The organism is Stenotrophomonas sp. 82F1 (assembly GCF_056861525.1).
On the sequence record NZ_JBSPUD010000028.1, the window covers coordinates 1 to 22772 of the forward strand.

Here is a 22772-nt window from a genome sequence, read left to right on the forward strand (position 1 = left end):
GGTGAAGTGACCCCCGGGAGTTGGACGCCAGATCCAACCCCGAGGGATACATGAACAGGTACGAAGCTCGATTCAAACTGCAGGTCGCCAAAGAAGCCTGCAAGACCTCCACGTCGGTCAAAGCCATCGCCCGACACCACGGTTTGGAGTTCTCCACGGTCAGACGCTGGGTGGCTACGTATCGGCTGCACGGTTGGCGCGGGTTTCACCGCCAGACCCGGTCCTATGACCTCGCGTTCAAGCTGGCTGTTCTGGAGAAGATGAGCCGGGACGGCATGTCCGGGCGTGAGGCCACCACCTACTTTCAGATTGGCGATGCCGGCGCAGTGGGGCAGTGGCGGCGCCTGTATGCTCAGGGCGGTGCCCAAGCGTTGGCACCGCCGCCGCTGCCGCCCCGAAAGCCGATGAAAAAGACCCGTTCGTCCAAACCACCTGAGGATATGAGCCGCGATGAGCTGCTCAAGGAAGTCGCCTATCTGCGTGCGGAGACCGACTACCTAAAAAAACTCGATGCCTTGATCCGGGAAGAGCAGGCGGCGCAGGACGCAAAGCGCAAGCCATCCAAGGATTGAGGCAGGTTCATACGCTGTCGCTTCTGCTCGAAGCGGCAGAGCTGTCGCGCAGTACTTTCTATTACCAGAACCATGTCCTGGCCCATCCGGATCAGGACGAGGCAGATCTGTGCGAGCGCATCCGTGCAATCTACGATCAAAGCCAAGGGCGCTATGGCTATCGCACGGTGACGCTGGAATTGGCCAATCAGGGCCATCGGACCAATCACAAGCGGGTACAGCGTCTGATGGGAGAGATGGGCCTGAAATCACGGGTCCGCGTGAAGCGCTACCGATCTTTCAAAGGGGCAGCCAATGTTGTGGTTGGCAATGACCTCAATCGCCAGTTCCATGCCGAGCGGCCCAACCAGAAGTGGGTGACCGACGTCACCGAGTTCAAGGTGCAAGGGATGAAGCTCTACCTGTCGCCGATCATGGACCTCTACAACGGCGAAATCGTGGCTTATCAGATCAAGCGTCAGCCCGTGTTCGATCTGGTAGGTCAGATGCTGGACGAAGCCATCAACAAGCTCTCCCCGGATGAGCGCCCCATGATCCACTCCGACCAGGGCTGGCAGTACCAGCATGAAAACTACCGGCACATGCTGGAAAAGCACTCGTTGAAGCAAAGCATGTCCCGGCGTGGCAACTGCCTGGACAATGCGGCAATGGAAAGCTTTTTCGGGACGCTGAAGTCAGAATTTTTCTACCTGAACAGCTTTGACAGCATCGAGAGTCTGGAGGCTGGGCTCGTGGATTACATCAAGTACTACAACCAAGAGCGCATCAGATTGAAATTGAAGGGCCTGAGCCCGGTACAGTACCGGAAACAGGCCCAAGCGGCCGTTTGACCCCACCGTCCAACTCTCGGGGGTCACTTCAGGGATGGGTTTACGGCGTCTCCCGCAACCGGACCCACCCCGCCATCCCGCAGGAAATCCGCTTCTGCTTCGGCCGTTGTTGTTGCTCCAGCTTGCAGCAGGTGCAGGGCTGCAAGCCCTGCCGACCAACACCCTCCTTACGAACGACTGACGTGACGCTCATGCGCTATGCGCGAGGCTGTCCGCTTGGTGTTCGAGTGGAGGTGGCAACGGTGCACTGGGAAAGCGCACAGGCCTATGCATGGCCGTTGGGATTGGCAGTGTTGGTGGGTGGCATCGGCGCGTGGTTGATCCTGTGGATCTATCATCGGCTGAAAGGACGTGATCGTCGCCGCGCGCGCATCGGTCGTGTGCTCGGGCTGCCGATGGCCACCGCATGGCCGTTGCTGCTGCTGATTCCCGCGTTGCAATCCACGCCACTGCCGGAACACGCGCTCGATCAACTGCTGCGCGTGCTGCACATCGGCTTGACCGCGTGCTTCATCTGGCTGCTGGTACGCGGCGTTGCTGCGGGCGAACGCGCGATCCTGCGCAGTCATCCGATTGATGTCTCGGACAACCTCGAAGCGCGCCGCATCCAGACCCAGACGCGGGTGCTCAGCCGCGTGCTGATGGGCGGCATCATCGTGCTCGGTGCTTCGTTGGTACTGCTGACCTTCCCGATGGTGCAGAAGATCGGCACGGCGCTGCTGGCTTCTGCGGGCCTGATCGGCCTGGTGGCGGGTATCGCTGCCAAACCGGTGTTCGGCAATCTGATCGCCGGCCTGCAGATCGCGGTGACACAGCCGATCCGGCTCGATGACGTGGTGATCGTCGAGGGCGAGTGGGGGCGTGTCGAGGAAATCGGCAGCAGCTATGTGGTGGTGCGGATCTGGGATGAGCGGCGGATGGTGGTGCCGCTGACATGGTTCATCGAGCATCCCTTCCAGAACTGGACGCGACGCAGTGCCGACCTGCTGGGTACGGCCTTCCTGTGGCTGGACTACCGCGCGCCGATCGCGGCAATACGCGCCGAGCTGGAACGCATCTGCCAGGGCCAGCCGCTGTGGGACGGCCGGGTGTGCGTGACCCAGGTGACCGAGACCAGCGAGCGCGCGATCCAGGTTCGTCTGCTGGTCAGTGCGCGCAGTTCCGGTGATGCGTTCGACCTGCGCTGCCTGGTGCGCGAGCGCATGCTGGATTTCCTCGCGCGCGAGCATCCGCAATCGCTGCCGCAGGTGCGCGCGCGGCTGCAGCGGGACGATGAGCTGGACATGCCGCGGATGCGTCGTGCAGGCAGCGCCGATGTGCGTTCACCCGGTGCGGAGGACGGTGAGGCAGCGATCGCGCCGGTGGAGCCGGATCCAGAACGGTAGCGCCGGGCCATGCCCGGCTGCTTTCGATTTTCCGGTGAAGCCGAGCGTGGGCTCGGCTCTACAGAAACACGATCACGGATCGCCGGATTCGATCAGGGTGTCGGTATCGAAGCGCGGCGGACGCCGGGCGCGCGTGCGCTGCTCATAGGCGTAGGCCATCTCGATCAACTTCGGTTCGCTCCAGGCCGTGCCCATGAACAGCAGCCCCGCAGGCAGGCCATCGATCTGGCCCATCGGCACGCTCAGGCTGGGGTAGCCGGCGACGGCGGCGACACTGTAGCTCTCGCCGGGGAAGTCATCGCCGGTGCTGCGCAGGGGCCAGGCCACGCCGGTCGTCGGTGCGACCAGCGCGTCGAGCTTCTGCGATGCCAGCACGGCGTCGATGCCTTCCGGGCCCGCCAGTCGCCGCGCATCGCTGCGCGCGCGGATGTAGACGGGATCGCCCAGGCCAGGGGTTGCCTGGGCCTCCTGCAGCAGCTCCTGGCCGAACAGGCCCAGCTCCTGGCCCTTGTGTGCCTCGTTGAAGGCGATCAGCCCGGCCAGGCTGCGCAGTGGCGCGTGGTAGGTGTTGAGGTAACGCTCCAGGCCCGCCTTGAATTCGTACAGCAGGACGATGCGCTCGGCATCGGCCCAGGCGCCCTGGTTGGGCAGTTCAACCGGCACCACCACGGCGCCGGCGCGGCGCAGCTCGGCGACCGCCTGCTCAATCAGCGGTGGCATCCCTCGATATTTCAGCAATGGTGTCTGCAGCAGGCCGATGCGCTTGCCGCGCAGGCCCTGCGGATCCAGTCGTGCGGTGTAGTCGTAGACCGCGCGGCCAGGCATGGTCGCGGTGGCGGGATCGGCGTCATCGCGGCCGGCGATGGCGGTCAGCACGGCGGCGGCGTCGGCGACGCTGCGGGTCATCGGGCCGGCGGTGTCCTGGCTGAAGGAGATCGGGATGATGCCTTCGCGGCTGACCAGGCCGACGGTCGGCTTCAGACCGACCACGCCGTTGATCGCCGCCGGGCAGACGATGCTGCCATCGGTCTCGGTGCCGATCGCCACGCTGGCCAGGTTGGCGGCCACGGCCACCGCGCTGCCGCTGCTGGAACCGCAGGGCGAATGACTGAGGCGGTAGGGATTGCGGGTCTGGCCGCCGCGCGCGCTCCAGCCGGAGATGGAGTCGTTGCCGCGGAAGTTGGCCCACTCGCTGAGGTTGGTCTTGCCCAGCACCACCGCGCCCGCTTCGCGCAGGCGCCGGACCAGGTAGGCATCGTCGGGGCGGAAGCCCTGCAGGGCGAGCGAGCCGGCACTGGTGGCCATTGGCGCGGCGTTGATGTTGTCCTTCAGCAGGATCGGGATGCCATGCAGCGGTCCGCGCAGGCGGCCGTTACGGCGCTCGCGATCACGCTCGGCGGCTTCCTTCAGGGCATCGGGGTTGAGTTCGATCACCGCGCGCAGGCGTGGCCCAGTGCGGTCCAGGGCGGCGATGCGCTTGAGGTAGGCGCCGGTCAGGGTGACGCTGTCGAGCTCACCGGCGACCATCCGCGCCTGCAGGTCGGAAACTTCGGTCTCGGCGTAGGGGAAGGGCATGGTGCTGTTGCCGGGTTCACCGGCATGCGCGGTGGACGCGGCCGGGCTGCAGCCAGCAGCGAGCCCCGCAGGCAACGCGGCGATCAGGAAGGACAGGAGGGGCGGCAAGGACAGGCGCATGGGGCAGCTTCGACGGCTCCGATCCCCAGTGTAGCGGCTGCTCAGCGGCGGCGCTTGCGCAGGTCGCGCGCCAGTACGTAGACAACGATCAGGTTGATCGCCAGCACCGTCCACGAGGCCCAGCCGGGATGGCGGACGATCGCGTAGATATCGAAGGGCAGGTAGATGGAGGCGGTCAGGCAGCCCAGCCAGGAGGCCCATGCCTTGGCTTTCCACAGACCCCAGGCTTCGACCAGGTGCAGCAGGCCGTAGCCGATCATCGCCGCCGCGGCCAGGTGCACCGCGTCGGGACTGATGGCATTCAACAGCGAGGGCAGGGTGCCGTGATCCGGGTCCAGGCTGAAACGCCGGATCAGGGCATTGACGCCGTCGCGGAGCGGCTGCGGACCGAGGATTTCCAGTCCGGTAGCCGCCAACAACGCCAGCATCGCCTTGCTCGCTTCAAGCAAGGCGATGACATGGAGGCCCGGATGCCGATGCGGATCCGGGTTGTAGCCGTTCTGGCTCACGGTTCGCTGGATCAGCCGCCGCGCGAGTTCTTCTTGCGGTCGCTTTCGGTCAGGAACTTCTTGCGCAGACGGATCTCCTTCGGGGTGATCTCGACCAGCTCGTCGTCTTCGATGAAGTCCAGGGCCTGTTCCAGCGAGTACTTGATCGCCGGGGTCAGCTGGATCGCATCGTCCTTGCCCGAAGCGCGCATGTTGGTCAGCGGCTTGGTCTTGATCGCGTTGACGGTCAGGTCGTTGTCCTTGGAGTGGATGCCGACCAGCTGACCTTCATACACGTTGTCGCCTTCAGCAGCGAACAGCTTGCCGCGTTCCTGCAGCGGGCCCAGCGAGTACGCCGGGGTGGTGCCCGGGGCATTGGCGATCATCACACCGTTGATGCGCTTGGCGATGGCGCCCTGTTCCTTCGGGCCGTAATGGTCGAACACGTGGAACAGCAGGCCCGAACCCTGGGTGAGGGTCTTGAACTCGTTCTGGAAGCCGATCAGGCCACGGGCCGGGATCTGGTATTCCAGGCGCACACGGCCCTTGCCGTCCGATTCCATGTTCTTCAGCTGGCCCTTGCGGGTGCCCAGCTTTTCCATCACGCCGCCCTGGTGGACTTCTTCGATGTCCACCACCAGCTGCTCGATCGGCTCCATGGCCTGGCCGTCGATCTGCTTGATGATCACTTCCGGGCGCGACACGGCCAGCTCGTAGCCTTCGCGACGCATGTTCTCGATCAGCACCGACAGGTGCAGTTCGCCACGGCCGGAGACCAGGAACTTGTCGGCGTCTTCCAGCTGTTCGACCTTCAGGGCCACGTTGTGGACCTGCTCGCGGTCCAGACGGTCCTTGATCTGGCGGCTGGTCAGGAACTTGCCACCGGACAGGTCCTTGTTGCCGGCGAACGGCGAGTTGTTGACCTGGAAGGTCATCGAGATGGTCGGCTCGTCGACGGTCAGTGCCGGCAGCGCTTCCGGGGTTTCCGGGTGGCACAGGGTGTCGGAGATGGTCAGTTCCGGAATACCGGAGATGGCCACGATGTCACCGGCTTCGGCGGTGTCCTGCTCGATGCGCTCCAGGCCCAGGAAGCCCAGCACCTGCGCGACCTTGCCGTTGCGCTTCTTGCCTTCACGGTCGATCACCGCGACCTGCATGTTCTTCTTCAGGGTGCCGCGCTGGATGCGGCCGATGCCGATCACGCCCACGAAGTTGTTGTAGTCCAGCTGGCTGATGCGCATCTGGAACGGACCTTCCGGGTCCACTTCCGGCTTCGGTGCGTGCTGCATGATCGCTTCGTACAGCGGGGTCATGTCGCCGTCGCGCACGGTGTCTTCCAGGCCGGCGTAGCCGTTCAGGGCCGAGGCGTAGACGATCGGGAAGTCGAGCTGCTCATTGGTGGCGCCGAGCTTGTCGAACAGGTCGAAGACCTGGTCGATCACCCACTCCGGACGCGAGCCCGGACGGTCGACCTTGTTGACCACGACGATCGGCTTGAAGCCCATCGCGAAGGCCTTCTGGGTGACGAAGCGGGTCTGCGGCATCGGGCCGTCCATCGCGTCGACCAGGATCAGCACGGTGTCGACCATCGACAGCACGCGCTCGACCTCGCCGCCGAAGTCGGCGTGTCCGGGGGTGTCGACGATGTTGATCCGGTTCTTGATACCGGTCTTCTTGTCTTCCCAGGTGATGGCCGTGTTCTTGGCCAGGATGGTGATGCCGCGTTCCTTTTCCTGGTCGTTGCTGTCCATCACGCGCTCGGCGAGGACGGTACGCTCGGACAGGGTGCCGGACTGCTTCAGCAGCTGGTCGACCAGGGTGGTCTTGCCATGGTCGACGTGGGCGACGATGGCGATGTTGCGAAGATTTTCGATGGACATACGAAAGGGGGCCAGTCGGCGCCGGATTTGGAAAAAGAAGTCCAACATTATACGTCGAACTTGACGATTGGCGAAAACCTGGATTTCAGACCAGTCGAGGCCCCCATTCAGCCTGGGTCCCGGCGCTGCCCGTCCGCGGGCTGAAGACCCTGCCTGCGCCGATGGTCGAAGCCGCCCATGCCACGGGGGAGGTGTATCCTTATGGGGCTGATTACACACCCCGCATCCCAAGGATCTGCATGTCCCTCATCGCCACTTTCGACACCACCCAGGGCCCGATCAAGGTCGAGCTGTTCGCCGACAAGGCGCCGCTGACGGTCGCCAACTTCGTGAACCTGGTCAAGCGCGGCTTCTATGACGGCCTGATCTTCCACCGCGTGATCCCCGATTTCATGATCCAGGGCGGCTGCCCGCAGGGTCGTGGCACCGGCGGCCCGGGCTACAAGTTCGAAGACGAGAAGAATGGTGTGAAGCACCAGATCGGCTCGCTGTCGATGGCCAACGCCGGCCCGAACACCAATGGCAGCCAGTTCTTCATCACCCACATCAAGACCGACTGGCTGGACGGCAAGCACACCGTGTTCGGCCAGGTCCTGGAAGGCCAGGCGATCGTTGATTCGGTCAAGCAGGGCGACGTGATCCATTCGATCACGCTGGAAGGCGACACCGACGCCGTGCTCGCCGCCCAGGCTGAGCGCGTGGGTGAGTGGAACAAGATCCTCGCCGCCTGATCCGCCCCCGACGGCCCCCTGCAGAGGGGGCCGTTTCCATGTTGCGGCCGCCCCGCCAGGCCATCCCCGCCCGCGCGGCCATCTTCTACAACGCTACTTAGCTTCTTAGCAGAGGAAATCCCCATGAAAGCACCTGTTCGTGTTGCCGTGACCGGCGCCGCCGGCCAGATCGGCTACGCCCTGCTGTTCCGTATCGCCTCCGGTGAAATGCTGGGCAAGGACCAGCCGGTCATCCTGCAGCTGCTGGAGCTGCCGGTCGACAAGGCCCAGGCCGCCCTGAAGGGCGTGATGATGGAACTGGAAGACTGCGCGTTCCCGCTGCTGGCCGGCATGGTCGGCACCGACGACGCTGAAGTCGCCTTCAAGGACGCCGACATCGCCCTGCTGGTCGGCGCGCGTCCGCGCGGCCCGGGCATGGAGCGCAAGGATCTGCTGCTGGAAAACGCAAAGATCTTCACCGCCCAGGGCGCGGCGCTGAACAAGGTCGCCAAGCGTGACGTGAAGGTGCTGGTGGTCGGCAACCCGGCCAACACCAACGCCTACATCGCCATGAAGTCGGCGCCGGACCTGAACCCGCGCAACTTCACCGCCATGCTGCGCCTGGACCACAACCGTGCGCTGAGCCAGCTGTCGACCAAGCTCGGCAAGCCGGTCGCCGGCATGGAGAAGCTGGTGGTGTGGGGCAACCACAGCCCGACCATGTACCCGGACTACCGTTTCGCCACCGCCGATGGTGCGTCGATCGCCGATGCGATCAACGACCAGGAGTGGAACGCCAACACCTTCATCCCGACCGTCGGCAAGCGCGGCGCGGCGATCATCGAAGCCCGTGGCTCGTCCTCGGCTGCTTCGGCCGCCAACGCAGCGATCGACCACGTGCGCGACTGGGTGCTGGGCAGCAACGGCAAGTGGGTCACCATGGGCGTGCCGTCCGACGGTTCCTACGGCATCCCGGAAGGCGTGATCTTCGGCTTTGCGGTCACCACCGAGAACGGCGAGTACACCCTGGTCAAGGATCTGCCGGTCGACGACTTCAGCCAGAAGTACATCGACAAGACCCTGGCCGAACTGGAAGAAGAGCGCGCCGGCGTCGCCCACCTGCTGGGCTGATGCGGTCGGTGCCGGCAGCTTGCCGGCACGTCTTCCATCGCGGTAGGTACCAACCGTTGTTGGTGCTTTTCCAGCGAGGTAGGTACCGACCGTTGGTCGGTACGCAGAAAACGGGGAAGCTTCGGCTTCCCCGTTTTCGTTTGAGGGGCAAGGAAACCGATGATCCATCTGCATTACATCGACGAGGCGCTGCTGGTGGCTGAGAAGCCTGCCGGCCTGCTGTCCGTGCCCGGCCGCTCGGCGGAGAACCAGGACTGCGTGGTCGCGCGGTTGCAGGCCGTGTATGCCGATGCGCTGACCGTGCATCGCCTGGACCAGGTCACCTCCGGCCTGCTGCTGCACGCGCGCGGCAAGGACATGCAGGTGGCGCTGTCGATGCAGTTCGAGAAGCGCGAGGTGGGCAAGCGCTACGAAGCCATCGTGCAGGGGCTGCTTGAAGGTGATGCGGGTGAAGTGGACCTGCCGCTGATCGTCGACTGGCCGAACCGGCCGCGGCAGATGGTCGACCACGAACGCGGCAAGCCGGCACTGACCCGATGGCGCGTGCTGGCGCGTGACGTCGCGGCGCAACGCACGCGTGTTGAACTGGAGCCGGTCACCGGCCGCAGCCACCAGTTGCGCCTGCACATGGCCAGCCTCGGTCATCCCATCGTCGGCGACGTGCTGTACGGCGCGGACGCGGCGCAGCGCGTGCACCTGCATGCGCGGAAGCTGCAGTTCACCCATCCGGTGACGGGCGAAGCGCTCGCGTTCGAGTCTGCGACTCCGTTCTAGAGAGTAGGTGTATCGGCAGGGCTGCGCCCTGCACCTGCTGCGAACCGAAGCAACGTCAAAGGCCAAGGCAGCTCTGGTTTTCTGCTTGTTGGGCGGGCCGGTGTGGGTTGGCAGGACACGCCGTAAACCCATCCATGGGGGCTCGTTGGCGCCATCCATGGCGCCAACGGTCCTGGCAACCCACACCGCCCCGCCTTCGACAGATCTCCGGTGACGGATGGTCTGTCCACGCTTTGCGTGGATCAAATCCATCGAAATCGAATATTTCGATAAGTGAACGAGGAGCATCCACGCATGGCGTGGATCTACGTGTCGACCAAGGTCGACAGCTACCAACAGCAGCCCAACAGCCGCGGGAAATTGTCGGAGGCGGGGTGGGTCCGGTTGCGGGGGCGTGAGCGCCATGGATGGCGCGACCGAGCCTACAGGGACGTATTCACGGCGTCCCCCGCAACCGGACCCGCCCCGCCATCCCTCAGTAGCCCAGCTTTTGACGTTGACGTTGACGTTGATTCTGCGGGTGCAGGGCTGCAAGCCCTGCAGAAAACCCCACCCCCTACCAAGGTAGGGCGGCCCGCGCGCCAACGCCGGACTATGCTCGAAGCCATGACTTTGTCTGGGAGGGCTGCGTCATGAACTACGAGGAAACCTACCGCCGTTCGATCGACGAGCCGGAGGCATTCTGGGGCGAGGAAGCCAAGCGCATCCATTGGCACAAACCGCCGCAACAGGTGCTCGACTACAGCAACCCGCCGTTCCGGCGCTGGTTCGTCGGTGGCGAAACCAATCTCTGCTACAACGCCGTCGACCGGCATCTGGCCGACCGCCCGGACCAGCTCGCACTGGTCGCCATCTCCACCGAAACCAACAGCACCCGCGAAGTCACCTATCGCCAGCTGTATCGCGAAGTGAACGACTTCGCCGCCGTGCTGAAACACCTTGGTGTCGGCCACGGCGACCGCGTGGTGATCTACATGCCGAACATGGCCGAGGCCGTGTTCGCCATGCTTGCCTGTGCACGTATCGGTGCGGTGCACTCGGTGGTGTTCGGTGGCTTCGCCGCACACAACCTCGCGCTGCGCATCGACGATGCCAAGCCGAAGCTGCTGATCGCCGCCGATGCCGGCATGCGTGGCGGCAAGCTCATTCCGTACAAGGCGATGGTCGATGCTGCCTGCGCCGAAGCCAGCCATCCGCCGCCGCATGTGCTGATCGTGTCGCGCGGGCTGGATCCGGCCGAGCCCCGCATCGAAGGGCGTGATGTCGAGTACGCCAGCCTGCGTGCGCAGATCGGGCAGACCGATGTGCCGGTGCAATGGCTGGAGTCGAGCGAGCCCAGCTACCTTCTGTACACCTCCGGCACCACCGGCAAGCCGAAGGGCGTGCAGCGCGATGTCGGTGGCTATGCGGTGGCGATGGCGCAGTCGATGCAGACCGTGTTCGACTGCAAGCCGGGGCAGGTGATGTTCTCCACCTCCGACGTCGGCTGGGCCGTGGGCCATTCCTACAACGTATATGGCCCGCTGATCGGCGGCTGCACCTCGCTGCTGTACGAAGGGTTGCCGACCAACCCCGATCCGGGCATCTGGTGGGCGCTGTGCGAGCAGTACAACGTACGCACGATGTTCTCTTCGCCGACGGCGATCCGCGTGCTGAAGAAGCACGATGCCGATTTCATCCATCGGCACGACCTGGATGCGTTGAAGTATCTGTTCCTGGCCGGCGAGCCGCTGGACGAGCCGACCGCGCACTGGATCAGCGACGCGCTGGGCAAGCCGATCATCGACAACTACTGGCAGACCGAAACCGGCTGGCCGGCGCTGACACTGCTGCCAGGCCTGGACATGAAACCGGTGCGTTTCGGCTCGCCGGGTTTCCCCAATCTCGGCTATCGGATGAAGGTGATCGACGAGAACACCGGTGAAGAAGTGGCGGCCGGGCAGAAGGGTGTGCTGGTGATGACGCCGCCGTTGCCGCCGGGCTGCATGAGCACGGTCTGGAATGACGACAGCCGCTTCCTGCAGAGCTACTTCAGCCACTTCAAGGAACTGCTGTACAGCTCGCTGGACTGGGCCATCCGCGATGACGATGGCTATACCTTCATCCTGGGCCGCACCGACGATGTGATCAACGTGGCTGGCCATCGCCTGGGCACGCGTGAGATCGAAGAGGCAATCTCCAGTCACCCGCGCGTGGCCGAGGCCGCGGTGATCGGAGTGAAGGACGAACTGAAGGGGCAGGTGCCGCTGGTGTTCGTGACGCTCAAGCAGGGCCTTGATGGCGAAGACCCGGCGGCGGTGGTGGCCGAGATGATGGCCACGGTGACCGCGTCGCTGGGCGCGGTGGCGCGGCCGGCGCACGTGCACGTGGTCAACGCCCTGCCCAAGACCCGTTCGGGCAAGCTGCTGCGGCGTTCGCTGCAGGCATTGGCCGAGCAGCGCGATCCGGGCGATCTGTCGACGCTGGACGACCCGGGTGCGCTGGAAGAGATTCGCCGCGCGCTGGGCCGTTGACCCGGTCCTGTAGCGCCGAGCCCATGCTCGGCTGCCCGGGTCAGGCACACGCAGCCGGGCATGGGCTCGGCGCTACAGAGATCCAGTGGTGCTGCAGCGCAGCTTCCTCGCCGCCACCGGTGCGCTAAGCTCGCCCCGGGGAGCGTGCCCGCAACGGCACGCATGCGTATCGCATCGACGGAAGGGGGAGCTATGGCACTGCTGCATGCCAAGACGGCCGCTGGCCGCCAGGAGATCGAAGACCGTGCCCGGCGCCTGCCGGCGGCACTGCGCTCGATCCTGTTGATGGTGGACGGTCAGCGCGATGAAAGCGAACTGCGCGGCTTGTTCGAAGGACTGCGCGCACCGCAGGATGCGCTGGAGCAATTGGCCGCACTCGGCCTGATCGAAGTGGTCGGCGGCAGGGCCGAGCCTGCCCCGCAGCGCGGACTCTGCAGCGGCCGCGAGCAGGATCCGGCGCTGTACCAGCACCTGTACGACGCGATGAGCGATGCCGTGCGCCGCCATCTCGGCCTGAAAGGCTACTTCATGCAGTTGAAGATCGAGCGCTGCACCGACGCAGTCACCCTGGAGCGGCTGTGCCCGGAAATGATCACCGCGATCGGCAAGGCGCGCAGCCCGGCGCTGGCCCAGCGCTGGTGGCAGGAGGTCCAGGTGTCGCTGGCAGCGGTCACCGCCGAGGTCGTGCCCGGCTGACGCACGGGGTAAAGTGGTCCGCTCTTTTTCCGCCCAGGAGCCCCGCATGCAGGAGGACACCGACACCCCCGGTTGGGATGCGATCAATGCCGCGCTGGCGCCGCTGTACGCCGGCCAGGAACCGCGTCACTTCGGTACCGCGCTGCCGTACACGCTGGGTGGCCAGGATCCGCTCGACGGCATCAGCGTGTACTGGGTGCAAGCACCAGTTCCGCATTGGCATTACGTCACCTACGGTCTGTCCGAACTGTATGCAAAAGAGAGCAGCGATGCGGCCACCAGTGGCTACGGCTTTGAGCTGACGTTTCGCCTGGCTGCGGACAAGGGCGAGCATGCGGAGAGCACGCCGCCGGCGTGGCCGATGAACCTGCTGCAGAATCTGGCGCGCTATGTGTTCAGCAGCGGCAATGTGTTCGAGGATGGGCATCACCTCAACGCCAACGGCCCGATCGCGCTGGAGACCGACACCCGTCTTTGCCATCTGGCGTTCGTCGCCGATCCGCAGCTGCCCGCGCGCGAGACCGCCAATGGACAGCTGCAGTTCCTGCAGGTGGTCGGGCTGACCGACGGGGAAATGGACGCGATCAAGCGCTGGTCCACGCGCGGCGTGCTGCAGGTGCTTGAGGAAGCGATGCCGCTGTGGATCACCGACCTGCATCGCGGCAACCTGCTGGACGATCCGGCGCTGGCCGCGCGGGTGCAGGCCGGCAGCGAGCGTGAGGGATCCAGTACCGGCATGTTGTTCATCGAGACGCTGGACTGGCGGCAGACGGCGGGCATCACCACGCTGGTGCTGGGGGCAGGGCAGGTCGGCAGCGTGGGTGAACTGCTGCCACTGCGCCTGCGCCACGGCAAGGCACTGACGCTGGTCAGCCGCGAACGGCAATGGGAGTTCATGCCTGCCACCGATGGCGCCGCCACGGTCGAGGGCGACAACGTGCGCTGGGCACTGGACGACGCGGCGTTGCAGGCCTGGCATCAGGTGAGGCCGCAGCGCGGAACCTACACGGTGTCGAGCACGTTGCAGGTTGAGGTGGTGCCAACGTTCCTGCGCGATGCGAAGGGCGAAGTGATCCGCGAAATCGGCTGATCGCGCCGATGGAGCCGATGGGGTCAGAGCCGCCTGCTGCGCAGATGGATCCGACCCCGCCTCCCGGACCGTTGGGGTCGGAGCCGTTCGCGATGCGAACCGGTCCGACCCCGGTTACATCAGGCCAGGCCTTCGGCCTTCAGGGCTGCCTGCACGCCCGCATCGGCGTCCATGCGCGCCTTGTAGGCGGCCAGGTTGTCCAGGCCCGACAGGTCGACCTTGGTGCCGGCCGCCCAGCGCAGGGTGATGTAGAAGTAGGGATCGGCGAAGCTGCGGAAGCCTGCCAGCCACGGCTTGTCGGCCAGCTGCTTGTCGGCGGTCTCGAACAGCGCGCGCAGGCGCTTGTGTGCAGCGGCGCGGATCGCGTCGTACTGCCCTTCGTCGGCGATGAACTTGCCTGGCGAGAACAGCGGCGAGAACGCCGGGTGCACGTCGGAGTTGACGAAGGCCAGCCAGCGGGTGGCTTCAGCGCGCTGGCGCGGGCTGCCATCGCCGCCGAGACCGGCCTGCGGGTAGCTGTCGGCGATGTAGCCCATGATCGCCGCGTTCTGCAGCAGCACGAAGTCGCCATCGACGAGCGCCGGCACGGCGCCGGCCGGATTGATCTTGAGGAATTCCGGACCCTTCAGGGTGTCCTTGTTCAGCAGTTCGACCTCGAACGGCTGGCCGGTCCACTGCAGGGCGATGTGGTCGGCGGTGGAACAGGCACCGGGCTTGCTGTACAGCTTCATGGGAACTCCAGGCGGGGTGTGGCGGGAATCCACCACTATCCCAGAGCCCACCGGCGTGCGGCAACGCCGCCGCCGGCAACGGATCGTTACGACTGCCGGGGCTTGAGGTTCTGCACCTTGTAGAAGGTGTGATCGCCGATGGTGGCCACCTGGTAGGCATTGCGCCAGTTCGGGCTGGCAATGGCCAGCGCAGCGAAGTGGCTGGCACCGGGCACGATCTCGCGGCGCTCGCCGGCCGGCAGTGCCCAGTTGCGCTCGGCGTCGAAGGCGACGTCCATCGCTTCACTCCACGCGGCATCGTTGCCCAGCTGGGTGCCGGGGGAGACGATGGTGGGGGCGAACTGCTTGCGCGCGGTCACCACCTGGCACATCGAGTCGCCCCAGAGCCCGCTGTCGAGGCGGCGCAGGGCGACCTCGGCCACGGCCTGCTGGCCACGCAGGGTCTGGTCGCGGGCTTCCAGGTAGACGGTGGTGCTCAAACACAATGAATCAGCGGCCGGCTGCGGCAACAACTGCGACAGCCAGAGAATCCAGGCCAGTTTCATATAACTCCTTGCTCCGTGTGGGACGCACCTGGCGGTTCCGGCAGCGCAGGCTGCTGGAGGCGGGGTACGACTTGGCGTCATGGGGAGGCGGCCATCGGGGCTGCCCCGTGGGCGGCCCCAAGAACACGATCGTGGATCGATCGGCGGGGTCCGCACCGGCTCACCGGAAACTGGCTGGTGAGCGGAAAGATGGCGCAAGGTAGGGGGGCATTGCCGAACGCATCCTGAATCGTCCGGCTTGACATTCAGCTTGGGGCCGGTGACGGAAATCACATTCCGGCCCCCATTCAGGTGTTGATCAGAGCGCGGCGGCGACCCGGCTGCCCTGATCGATGGCGCGTTTTGCATCGAGTTCGGCGGCCACATCGGCGCCGCCGATCAGCTGTGCGGCGATGCCGGCTGCCTGCAGTTCGACCTGCAGCGCGCGCTGCGGTTCCTGCCCGGCACAGATCACCACGTGGTCGACCGGCAGCAGTTGTTCGCTGCCATCGACGCGGATGCGCAGGCCTGCATCGTCCACTCCCAGGTACTCGACACCACCCAGCATGCGCACGCCCTTGGCCTTCAGCGTGGCGCGGTGGATCCAGCCGGTGGTCTTGCCCAAGCGCGCACCGGGCTTGCCGGCGCTGCGCTGCAGCAGCCACAGCCTGCGCGGCGATGCCTCCACGGCGGGTCGGGCCAGTGCGCCGCGGGCCTCGAAGCTGGCATCCACGCCCCATTCGGCCATCCAGCGCTGCGGGTCCAGCGACGGCGAAGGGCCGTCGTGGGCAAGGAACTCGCCGACATCGAAGCCGATGCCGCCGGCGCCGATGATGGCGGCGCTGGCACCGACCTCGACCCGGCCCAGCAGCACGTCCAGGTAGTTGACCACCTTGGCGTGGTCGGCACCGGGGAAGTCGACCTTGCGCGGCACGATGCCGGTGGCCAGCACGACCTCGTCGAAACCGGCCAGGCTGGCCGCGTCGGCACGGGTGCCCAGGCGCAGCTGCACGCCGGTCTCGGCCAGCTTGTGGCGGAAGTAGCGCAGGGTCTCGTGGAATTCTTCCTTGCCGGGAATGCGCTTGGCCACGTTGAACTGGCCACCGATCTCCTCGCTGGCGTCGAACAGGGTGACCTGGTGGCCGCGTTCGGCAGCGACCGTGGCGCAGGCCAGACCGGCCGGCCCTGCGCCGACCACGGCCACCCGCTTCGGTGCGGTGGTCGGGGTATAGACCAACTCGGTCTCGTGTGCGGCGCGCGGGTTGACCAGGCAACTGGCCAGCTTGTTCTCGAACACGTGGTCCAGGCAGGCCTGGTTGCAGGCGATGCACGTATTGATGGCCTCGGCACGGCCGGCGCGGGCCTTGTTCGGCCACTGCGGATCGGCCAGCAGCGGACGTGCCAGCGACACCATGTCGGCCCCACCCTCGGCGAGGATGCGTTCGGCCACCTCGGGCATGTTGATGCGGTTGGTCGCCACCAGCGGCAACGTCACGTGTGGCTTGAGCTTGGCGGTGACTGCGGCGAACGCGCCACGCGGTACCGATGTGGCAATGGTCGGAATGCGCGCTTCATGCCAGCCGATGCCGGAATTGAGGATCGTCGCACCGGCGGCCTCGATGGCCTGGGCCTGCTGCACGATCTCTTCCCAGTTGCTGCCGTCTTCAACCAGGTCGACCAGCGACAGGCGGTAGATGATGATGAAATCCGGGCCGCAGGCTTCGCGGATGCGACGCACGATCTCCACCGCGAAGCGCATGCGCTGTGCGGCATCACCGCCCCAGCGGTCGTTGCGCTTGTTGGTGCGCGGGGCGATGAACTCGTTGATGAGGTAGCCCTCCGAGCCCATCACTTCCACGCCGTCGTAGCCGGCCTCGCGGGCCAGCTTCGCGCTGCGTGCGTAGTCGGCGATGTGCCGCTCGACGCCACTGGCCGACAAGGCGCGCGGGGTGAACGGATTGATCGGCGCCTTCAGCTTCGACGGCGCCACCGACAGCGGGTGATAGGCATAGCGCCCGGCATGCAGCAGCTGCAGGCAGATCTTCGCGCCGTGCTGGTGCGCGGCGGCGGTCAGCTGCCGATGCGGGCGCACTTCCCAGGGCCAGGACAGCTTGCCGCCGAACGGCTTGAGCCAGCCCACCACGTTCGGTGCGAAGCCGCCGGTGACGATCAGGCCGACACCGCCTTCGGCACGCTCGGCGAAGTAGGCGGCCAGGCGCGGGAAGTCGCGTGCGCGGTCTTCCAGGCCGGTGTGCATCGAGCCCATCAGCACCCGGTTGCGCAGCTGGGTGAAGCCCAGGTCCAGCGGGGCGAACAGGTGGGGGTAGGTGCTTTCGTTGGCTGGCGACATGTCGATACGCTTGCGTACGGAAGCGCGAAGGGTGCCGCGAAACGGCGCCGGGGGCAAGGGCTGGCAGATGGGTAGCGCCGGTCCCTGCCCGGCGACGCGACTACCCGTGGCCGCGCTGCGCGCTCGCCGGGCGTGGCCCGGCGCTACCGACCGCCGGCCAGCCGATCCCGAACCAGCCGAGGGTGATCCCGCACAGCGGCCCGATCAGTAGTGCGAAGGCGAGCGTGCCGACGCCGACGTTGCCACCCAGCCACCAGCCCAGCAGCAGCACGCTGCCTTCAATCAGGCTCCGCACCTTCCAGATCGGCCAGCCGGTGCGCGCGTGCAGGCCGGTCATCAGGCCATCGCGCGGCCCGGGGCCCAGCTTCGCGCCGATGTACAGGCCGGTGGCCAGCGCCACCAGCAGCATGCCGGCGCAGAACATCGCCACCTGCCAGCCGAGGCCGACGGCCGGGGGCAGCAGCCACAGCCCGAACTGGGCCGAGGGGCCGATCAGCATCACGTTGAGCACGGTGCCGACGCCGGGCTTCTGTCGCAGCGGCCACCACAGCAGCAGTACCAGCGCGCCGATCACGTTGGTGGCCAGGCCGAACGACAACGGGGTCTGTGCCGCAATGCCCTGCGACAGCACATCCCACGGCGCGACACCGATCGCGGCGCGGATCATCAGCGAGGCGCCGAAGCCATAGAGGAACAGGCCGATGATCAGTTGCAGCAGGCGCAGGGGCAGGGCGGTGGGCATGACAGGCTCGGGGCAGGGGAATCTGTTTCCACCCTATCCCCCAAACGGGCCATTCAATAGATACAGATGTCGGCCAATCCGCCGCGACAGGCTGTGGATCGTGAATCAGTCGTCCCAGCCGGCCAGCGCCAGCTTGCCGATGGTGCGGCCGCTGGCCAGGCGCTGGTGGGCGGCTTCCAGATTGGCTGCATTGATCGGCCCCAGCACTTCGCTCAGCGTGCCGCGCAACTGGCCTGCATCGATCATGCTGGCGGCGCGGTTGAGGATGCGGTGCTGCTCGATGCGGTCGGCGGTGGCAAAGCGCGCACGGGCGAACATGAATTCCCAATGGATGCCAATGCACTTGGCTTTGTAGGGATCGCCGATGCGCAGCGGGCCGCGCGGTTCGACGATCAGGCCGACATGTCCCTGTGGTGCCAGCAGCTCGCCCAGTTCGTCCCAGTAGTGATCGGTATCGGCCAGGTTCAGTGCCACCTGCACGTGGTCGATGCCGAGCGCCTGCAGCTGCGGAAGCAGGGGCTGCCGATGGTCGATGACATGCTGGGCGCCCATCCGCCGGCACCAGTCGATCGAGGCTTCACGCGAGGCGGTGGCAATCACCTCGAATCCTGCGTGGTGGGCCAGCTGGATCGCCATCGAGCCGACGCCGCCGGCACCACCGATCACCAGCAGGCGCTGGCCGGCGTGGCGGCGGTCATCAAGCTGCAGGGGCATGCGCTGGAACAGCAGTTCCCAGGCGGTCAGGGTGGTCAGCGGCAGCGCGGCCGCTTCGGCGAAGTCGAGGGTGGTCGGTTTGCGCGCCACCAGTCGCTCATCCACCAGCTGATACTGCGCATTGCAGCCAGGGCGGGTGACATCTCCGGCGTAGTAGACCTCGTCACCGGAGGCGAACAGGCTGGCCTCCTCGCCCATGGCTTCGACCACGCCAGCGGCGTCCCAGCCGAGAATGCGCGGAGTGTCCAGCGACGCGGCTGACGTACCTGCACGCAGCTTGCCATCCACGGGATTGACGGAAAGTGCTTCGACGCGGATCAGCAGGTCACGGCCACGCGGCGGCGGTGGCGGTGGCAGCGTCAGATCGCGCAGGGCAGGGGCGGATTCACGGCACAGGGCGACGGCTTTCATTGCGGCTCCAGCTCGGTTCCTGTCTGCATCATAAGGTTCCTCACCTCGATGGGCGCGCGCTGAACCGCTTTCCGATAAAGCAGGGCCAAAACTGTCGCATCTGGCCCTTAAACCCTTCCAAACCCTTGTGGTATGTGGGTCTTGCGGATTTTCATCATCCTGTATAGGGTTTCAACGTCGGGCCGGTAGCCGGTCGTGCACGACGCTTCACATGTTACGGGACTGTTAACATGACCTTCACCCGCCTGAGCATAATGTTCGCGGCGGTGGCGTGCTGAATCGGCTGTCTGAACATCGACGCAGTAGTGCTGGCCCATGCCTCTACCGGTTTCATACCCCCGAAATAGGAGCTGTACTCAATGAACAAGAAGATCCTTACTGCCGCGCTGCTGGGCGGTCTGGCTTTCGCCCAGGCTGCGTCGGCGCAGGAGTTCGATGACCGCTGGTACCTGACCGGTTCGGCCGGCTTCAACTTCCAGGATAACGACCGTCTGACCAACGACGCTCCGTTCGTGACCCTGGGTCTGGGCAAGTTCATCAGCCCGAACTGGTCGCTGGATGGTGAGCTGAACTATCAGAACCCGAACTTCGACGCCAACCAGGATCAGAACTGGTCGCAGTACGGCGTGTCGTTCGATCTGCGTCGCCACTTCATCAAGGAAGGCCGCGGCTGGAACCCCTACATCGTGGGCGGCCTGGGCTACCAGAAGTCGGAAGAAGAGTACCCGGCTCTGGACACCAACGGTCCGCGTGAGCGCAAGGACGGCAACCTGGCTGCCAAGCTGGGCGTCGGCCTGCAGACCACCTTCGACAAGCGCGTTGCTGTCCGCGCCGAAGTGGCCTACCGCGCTGACTTCGACGACCAGAGCATCGCCGCGCGCGACGAAAGCTGGTTCGGCGACGTGCTGGCTTCGGTCGGCGTCGTGATCCCGCTGGGCCCGGCCCCGGTGGCTGCTGCTCCGGCTCCGGCTCCGGTTGCCCCGAGCTGCGCCGACCTGGATGACGACGGTGACGGCGTCAACAACTGCGACGACAAGTGCCCGAACTCGCAGCCGGGTCAGACCATCGGTCCGGACGGTTGCCCGGTGCCGGTCTCGATCGACCTGAAGGGCGTGAACTTCGACTTCGACAAGTCGAACCTGCGTCCGGACGCTGTGGCCATCCTGAGCGAAGCCACCGAGATCCTGAAGCGTTACCCGGATCTGCGCGTTGAAGTCGCCGGTCACACCGACTCGAAGGGTACCGACGCTTACAACCAGAAGCTGTCGGAGCGCCGCGCCACCGCGGTGTACAACTACCTGACCAAGAACGGCGTCGACGCTGGCCGTCTGGCCGGTCCGATCGGCTACGGCGAGAGCCGTCCGATTGCGCCGAACACCAACCCGGATGGTTCGGACAATCCGGAAGGTCGCGCCAAGAACCGTCGTACCGAGCTGAACGTCCAGAACTAAGTTCTGACGCTCTGCCAGTAAGACACAGCAGGACCCGGCTTCGGCCGGGTCTTGTTGTTTGTGCGGCCCGGAATGATGAATCAGCGTTTCAGTGGCGACCGTTCGTCGGCGATTTGCCCATGAAACCAATGAGTTGCCGTATTCATTGAAAGTGGCGCTTGAAAGATGACGCGGCATTGCTAAACTCGCCGCGTCACTTCCTTTCGTGGATGCCCTCATGCTGCGCTCTGCATCGGCTGCCGTTCTGGCGCTGGCCCTGGTTCCTGCTGCTCACGCTGCGGTCGATTGCTCGGTCAACACCAGCGCTTCGCCGCTGCCGTTGCCGGCCACGGCCGTCGCCCCGGTGGCCGACGAGCTGTACATCCGCAGCAGCCAGCTGGGCATGGCCAGCGGCGTGCTGGGCAGCAGCTACGATCCGTCCCAGTCGCTGGACCAGGTGCTGCAGCGGTTGCGCATCGATGGCTGCCAGAACATCGCCAAGGCGATTCCGAGTGCGCCGGCGGTGAAGCCGAATGATCCGGCCGCGTACAAGCCGCAGACCGAGTTCGACAACACGCCGTGGCGCTTCGACATGAGCCAGAACGGCAAGCGCATGACCGCCGAAGAGTTCGACGCCTGGATGAAGGCGCGCGGCGTGCGTGTGGTCAAGGCGCGTCCGGTTCCGGCAGCCACCCCGGCCGCAGCCGAAGTACCGGCTGAGACCAAGCCGGTCGACAAGAAGTAAGCGCGGCGGGGAGCAGAGGCTTGCGCACGCGCCGCCCACCTGCTGCCCCCGCTGCCCGCTCCCACGCTGCGCGTGGGCGTGCGAATCCTGCTGCGGTTTCCGCTGGTGTGCGCCATGGCCTGGCGCGCGTGCTGTCCAAGGCCGGCGTGTGCTCGCGCAGCGAGGCCGCGCGCTGGATCGCCGATGGCCGCGTTCGTGTCGCCGGGCGCATCGTCCGTGATCCGGAATTCCCGATTGCCAGCCCGGCGCCGCCGATCGAGGTCGACGGACAGCCGATGGGCGCACCACAACGCCTGTACCTGATGCTCAACAAGCCGCGCGGGGTGGTCACCACCGTGCAGGACGAGCGTGGCCGCGACACCGTGTACCGCTGCTTCGATGGCGCCGGCCTGCCGTGGATCGCGCCGGTCGGTCGCCTGGACAAGGCCAGTGAAGGCCTGTTGCTGTTCAGCAACGATCCGCAGTGGGCCGCGCGTCTGACCGATCCGGAGACCGGCCCGCAGAAGACCTACCACGTGCAGGTCGATCGCCTGCCCGATGACGATACCCTGGCCGCGCTGCGCGCCGGTGTCGAAGACGAGGGGGAATTCCTCCTCGCCCTGGCCGTGCGCGTGCTGCGCAGCGGCGACAAGACCGCCTGGTTGGAGGTGGTCCTCGACGAGGGCCGCAACCGCCATATCCGTCGCCTGCTGGCGGCCTTCGACCTGCAGGTGCTGCGCCTGGTCCGGGTTGCGATCGGAGAGCTCACGCTCGGCGATCTCGGCAAGGGCCAGTGGCGGGCGCTGGAGGTCAGCGACCAGCAGCGGCTGGGGGCCGCTGCACCGGGCTGAGTGATGCCCACGGCCGGCAGTTGCCGGCCACCGTTCCAGGCGTAGGGGGCGCCTGGTAGTCGAATGTCCAGAACGGAGCCTGCCCATGTATCACCCGACCCTCAAGCAAACCCTGCGCTGCGCCAGCCTGTTGTTGCCGATCGTGCTGTTGACCGCGTGTGGCGGCCACAAGAAGACGGCCAAGGCCGATCGCCCGGCCGAGACCCCGGTGGTTGAAGTGAAGACCCCGGAACTGGATGGCCGCGGCAGCTATCGCTTCATGATGAGCAACGGCGACCAGAAGATGACCGCCGACCAGTTCGATGCCTGGATGAAGGCCAATGGCATCCGCGTGGCCAAGGGCAATGGGCAGGATGCTGCTGCCAAGCCGGTGGTGGTTGCCAGCAAGGACGAGCCCAAGGACAAAAAGAAAAAGAAATGACGCGCGCCGCGCGTCATTTCGGTAGCGCCGGGCCGTGCCCGGCGAGCGCATGGCGCGGCTATCGGGAAACCGCCGGGCATGGCCCGGCGCTACCCGTGGGGATCCGACCC

General features: G+C 65.9%; 20 protein-coding genes. 12 read left to right on the plus strand and 8 right to left on the minus strand.

Features of this window, described 5'->3' with window-relative positions:
* Nucleotides 1-50 precede the first annotated feature (50 nt).
* Together AC13GI_RS19705 and AC13GI_RS19710 are read left to right on the plus strand one after the other, a co-directional pair.
* Nucleotides 51-1402, plus strand: a protein-coding gene (locus AC13GI_RS19705; RefSeq protein ID WP_482995612.1) for an IS3 family transposase whose coding sequence is annotated in 2 segments (ribosomal slippage) — nt 51-498 and nt 498-1402 — 1353 coding nt in all. Because the reading frame shifts where the segments join, the coding sequence is not laid out codon by codon here.
* Between the two features lie 242 nt (nt 1403-1644).
* Nucleotides 1645-2787 carry a mechanosensitive ion channel domain-containing protein gene (locus tag AC13GI_RS19710; protein WP_180163698.1) on the plus strand — a complete coding sequence of 381 codons (1143 nt, stop codon included), beginning with the start codon at nt 1645-1647 and terminating at the stop codon, nt 2785-2787.
* Between the two features lie 72 nt (nt 2788-2859).
* On the opposite strand, the gene AC13GI_RS19715 is transcribed toward AC13GI_RS19710, so the two are convergent.
* Genes AC13GI_RS19715 through typA form a run of 3 tightly spaced genes read right to left on the minus strand, consistent with a single transcriptional unit; the run spans nt 2860 to nt 6850 of the window.
* Nucleotides 2860-4482 (minus strand): amidase, encoded by a 1623-nt coding sequence (locus tag AC13GI_RS19715; RefSeq protein ID WP_482997129.1) that lies wholly within the window; start codon nt 4480-4482, stop codon nt 2860-2862.
* Nucleotides 4483-4523: 41 nt separating this feature from the next.
* Nucleotides 4524-4991 carry a DUF2127 domain-containing protein gene (locus AC13GI_RS19720; RefSeq protein ID WP_025879438.1) on the minus strand — a complete coding sequence of 156 codons (468 nt, stop codon included), beginning with the start codon at nt 4989-4991 and terminating at the stop codon, nt 4524-4526.
* Nucleotides 4992-5002: 11 nt separating this feature from the next.
* Complete coding sequence (gene typA / locus AC13GI_RS19725) at nt 5003-6850, minus strand: translational GTPase TypA (protein WP_025879437.1); 1848 nt, start codon at nt 6848-6850, stop codon at nt 5003-5005.
* 239 nt (nt 6851-7089) lie between these two features.
* Here typA and AC13GI_RS19730 point away from each other — a divergent pair, with 239 nt between their 5' ends.
* The 6 genes from AC13GI_RS19730 (at nt 7090) to AC13GI_RS19755 (ending at nt 13764) form a co-directional block, all read left to right on the plus strand.
* Nucleotides 7090-7581 (plus strand): peptidylprolyl isomerase, encoded by a 492-nt coding sequence (locus AC13GI_RS19730; RefSeq protein WP_025879436.1) that lies wholly within the window; start codon nt 7090-7092, stop codon nt 7579-7581.
* A 123-nt stretch (nt 7582-7704) separates the two neighbouring features.
* Nucleotides 7705-8691, plus strand: coding sequence for a malate dehydrogenase (locus AC13GI_RS19735; RefSeq protein ID WP_025879435.1), 987 nt, complete (start codon nt 7705-7707; stop codon nt 8689-8691).
* A 159-nt stretch (nt 8692-8850) separates the two neighbouring features.
* The gene (locus AC13GI_RS19740) at nt 8851-9465 is read left to right on the plus strand and encodes an RluA family pseudouridine synthase (protein WP_099819144.1); all 615 of its coding nucleotides are present in this window, start codon (nt 8851-8853) and stop codon (nt 9463-9465) included.
* 632 nt (nt 9466-10097) lie between these two features.
* Nucleotides 10098-11978 carry a propionate--CoA ligase gene (gene prpE, locus AC13GI_RS19745; protein WP_099819145.1) on the plus strand — a complete coding sequence of 627 codons (1881 nt, stop codon included), beginning with the start codon at nt 10098-10100 and terminating at the stop codon, nt 11976-11978.
* Nucleotides 11979-12170: 192 nt separating this feature from the next.
* Nucleotides 12171-12674 carry a hypothetical protein gene (locus AC13GI_RS19750; protein WP_099819146.1) on the plus strand — a complete coding sequence of 168 codons (504 nt, stop codon included), beginning with the start codon at nt 12171-12173 and terminating at the stop codon, nt 12672-12674.
* A gap of 46 nt (nt 12675-12720) precedes the next feature.
* Nucleotides 12721-13764 (plus strand): suppressor of fused domain protein, encoded by a 1044-nt coding sequence (locus tag AC13GI_RS19755; RefSeq protein WP_099819147.1) that lies wholly within the window; start codon nt 12721-12723, stop codon nt 13762-13764.
* Nucleotides 13765-13883: 119 nt separating this feature from the next.
* On the opposite strand, the gene AC13GI_RS19760 is transcribed toward AC13GI_RS19755, so the two are convergent.
* The 5 genes from AC13GI_RS19760 to AC13GI_RS19780 form a co-directional block, all read right to left on the minus strand.
* Complete coding sequence (locus tag AC13GI_RS19760) at nt 13884-14495, minus strand: glutathione S-transferase N-terminal domain-containing protein (protein ID WP_099819148.1); 612 nt, start codon at nt 14493-14495, stop codon at nt 13884-13886.
* A gap of 86 nt (nt 14496-14581) precedes the next feature.
* Nucleotides 14582-15040, minus strand: a complete 459-nt coding sequence (locus AC13GI_RS19765; protein WP_025878087.1) for a cell wall hydrolase — start codon at nt 15038-15040, stop codon at nt 14582-14584.
* Nucleotides 15041-15338: 298 nt separating this feature from the next.
* The gene (locus AC13GI_RS19770; RefSeq protein WP_099819149.1) at nt 15339-17369 is read right to left on the minus strand and encodes an FAD-dependent oxidoreductase; all 2031 of its coding nucleotides are present in this window, start codon (nt 17367-17369) and stop codon (nt 15339-15341) included.
* Between the two features lie 100 nt (nt 17370-17469).
* Nucleotides 17470-18111, minus strand: a complete 642-nt coding sequence (gene yczE, locus AC13GI_RS19775) for a membrane protein YczE (RefSeq protein ID WP_482997130.1) — start codon at nt 18109-18111, stop codon at nt 17470-17472.
* A 105-nt stretch (nt 18112-18216) separates the two neighbouring features.
* Nucleotides 18217-19236, minus strand: a complete 1020-nt coding sequence (locus AC13GI_RS19780) for a zinc-binding alcohol dehydrogenase family protein (RefSeq protein WP_482997131.1) — start codon at nt 19234-19236, stop codon at nt 18217-18219.
* Between the two features lie 359 nt (nt 19237-19595).
* Between AC13GI_RS19780 and AC13GI_RS19785 the strand changes: the two genes are divergently transcribed.
* The 4 genes from AC13GI_RS19785 to AC13GI_RS19800 all read left to right on the plus strand — a co-directional run bounded on the left by AC13GI_RS19785 (nt 19596) and on the right by AC13GI_RS19800 (nt 22662).
* Nucleotides 19596-20687: an OmpA family protein gene (locus AC13GI_RS19785; RefSeq protein ID WP_025878092.1), complete on the plus strand. Its 1092-nt coding sequence runs from the start codon at nt 19596-19598 to the stop codon at nt 20685-20687.
* Nucleotides 20688-20904: 217 nt separating this feature from the next.
* On the plus strand, nt 20905-21411 hold the full coding sequence (locus AC13GI_RS19790; protein WP_049467667.1) for a hypothetical protein: 507 nt from the start codon (nt 20905-20907) through the stop codon (nt 21409-21411).
* A gap of 20 nt (nt 21412-21431) precedes the next feature.
* Entirely contained in the window at nt 21432-22241 is an 810-nt protein-coding gene (locus AC13GI_RS19795) for a pseudouridine synthase (RefSeq protein ID WP_181393101.1), read from the plus strand.
* Between the two features lie 85 nt (nt 22242-22326).
* A complete protein-coding gene (locus AC13GI_RS19800) occupies nt 22327-22662 on the plus strand; it encodes a hypothetical protein (protein WP_132825840.1) in 336 nt (111 codons plus the stop codon).
* The last annotated feature ends 110 nt before the right edge of the window (nt 22663-22772 follow it).

Bases quoted from the DNA above. Each gene is read 5' to 3' on its own strand.
- AC13GI_RS19715 (WP_482997129.1), bottom strand. From the start codon at position 4,482: ATGCGCCTGTCCTTGCCGCCCCTCCTGTCCTTCCTGATCGCCGCGTTG.
- typA (WP_025879437.1), bottom strand. From the start codon at position 6,850: ATGTCCATCGAAAATCTTCGCAACATCGCCATCGTCGCCCACGTCGAC.
- AC13GI_RS19730 (WP_025879436.1), top strand. From the start codon at position 7,090: ATGTCCCTCATCGCCACTTTCGACACCACCCAGGGCCCGATCAAGGTC.
- AC13GI_RS19735 (WP_025879435.1), top strand. From the start codon at position 7,705: ATGAAAGCACCTGTTCGTGTTGCCGTGACCGGCGCCGCCGGCCAGATC.
- AC13GI_RS19740 (WP_099819144.1), top strand. From the start codon at position 8,851: ATGATCCATCTGCATTACATCGACGAGGCGCTGCTGGTGGCTGAGAAG.
- prpE (WP_099819145.1), top strand. From the start codon at position 10,098: ATGAACTACGAGGAAACCTACCGCCGTTCGATCGACGAGCCGGAGGCA.
- AC13GI_RS19750 (WP_099819146.1), top strand. From the start codon at position 12,171: ATGGCACTGCTGCATGCCAAGACGGCCGCTGGCCGCCAGGAGATCGAA.
- AC13GI_RS19755 (WP_099819147.1), top strand. From the start codon at position 12,721: ATGCAGGAGGACACCGACACCCCCGGTTGGGATGCGATCAATGCCGCG.
- AC13GI_RS19760 (WP_099819148.1), bottom strand. From the start codon at position 14,495: ATGAAGCTGTACAGCAAGCCCGGTGCCTGTTCCACCGCCGACCACATC.
- AC13GI_RS19765 (WP_025878087.1), bottom strand. From the start codon at position 15,040: ATGAAACTGGCCTGGATTCTCTGGCTGTCGCAGTTGTTGCCGCAGCCG.
- AC13GI_RS19770 (WP_099819149.1), bottom strand. From the start codon at position 17,369: ATGTCGCCAGCCAACGAAAGCACCTACCCCCACCTGTTCGCCCCGCTG.
- yczE (WP_482997130.1), bottom strand. From the start codon at position 18,111: ATGCCCACCGCCCTGCCCCTGCGCCTGCTGCAACTGATCATCGGCCTG.
- AC13GI_RS19780 (WP_482997131.1), bottom strand. From the start codon at position 19,236: ATGAAAGCCGTCGCCCTGTGCCGTGAATCCGCCCCTGCCCTGCGCGAT.
- AC13GI_RS19785 (WP_025878092.1), top strand. From the start codon at position 19,596: ATGAACAAGAAGATCCTTACTGCCGCGCTGCTGGGCGGTCTGGCTTTC.
- AC13GI_RS19790 (WP_049467667.1), top strand. From the start codon at position 20,905: ATGCTGCGCTCTGCATCGGCTGCCGTTCTGGCGCTGGCCCTGGTTCCT.
- AC13GI_RS19800 (WP_132825840.1), top strand. From the start codon at position 22,327: ATGTATCACCCGACCCTCAAGCAAACCCTGCGCTGCGCCAGCCTGTTG.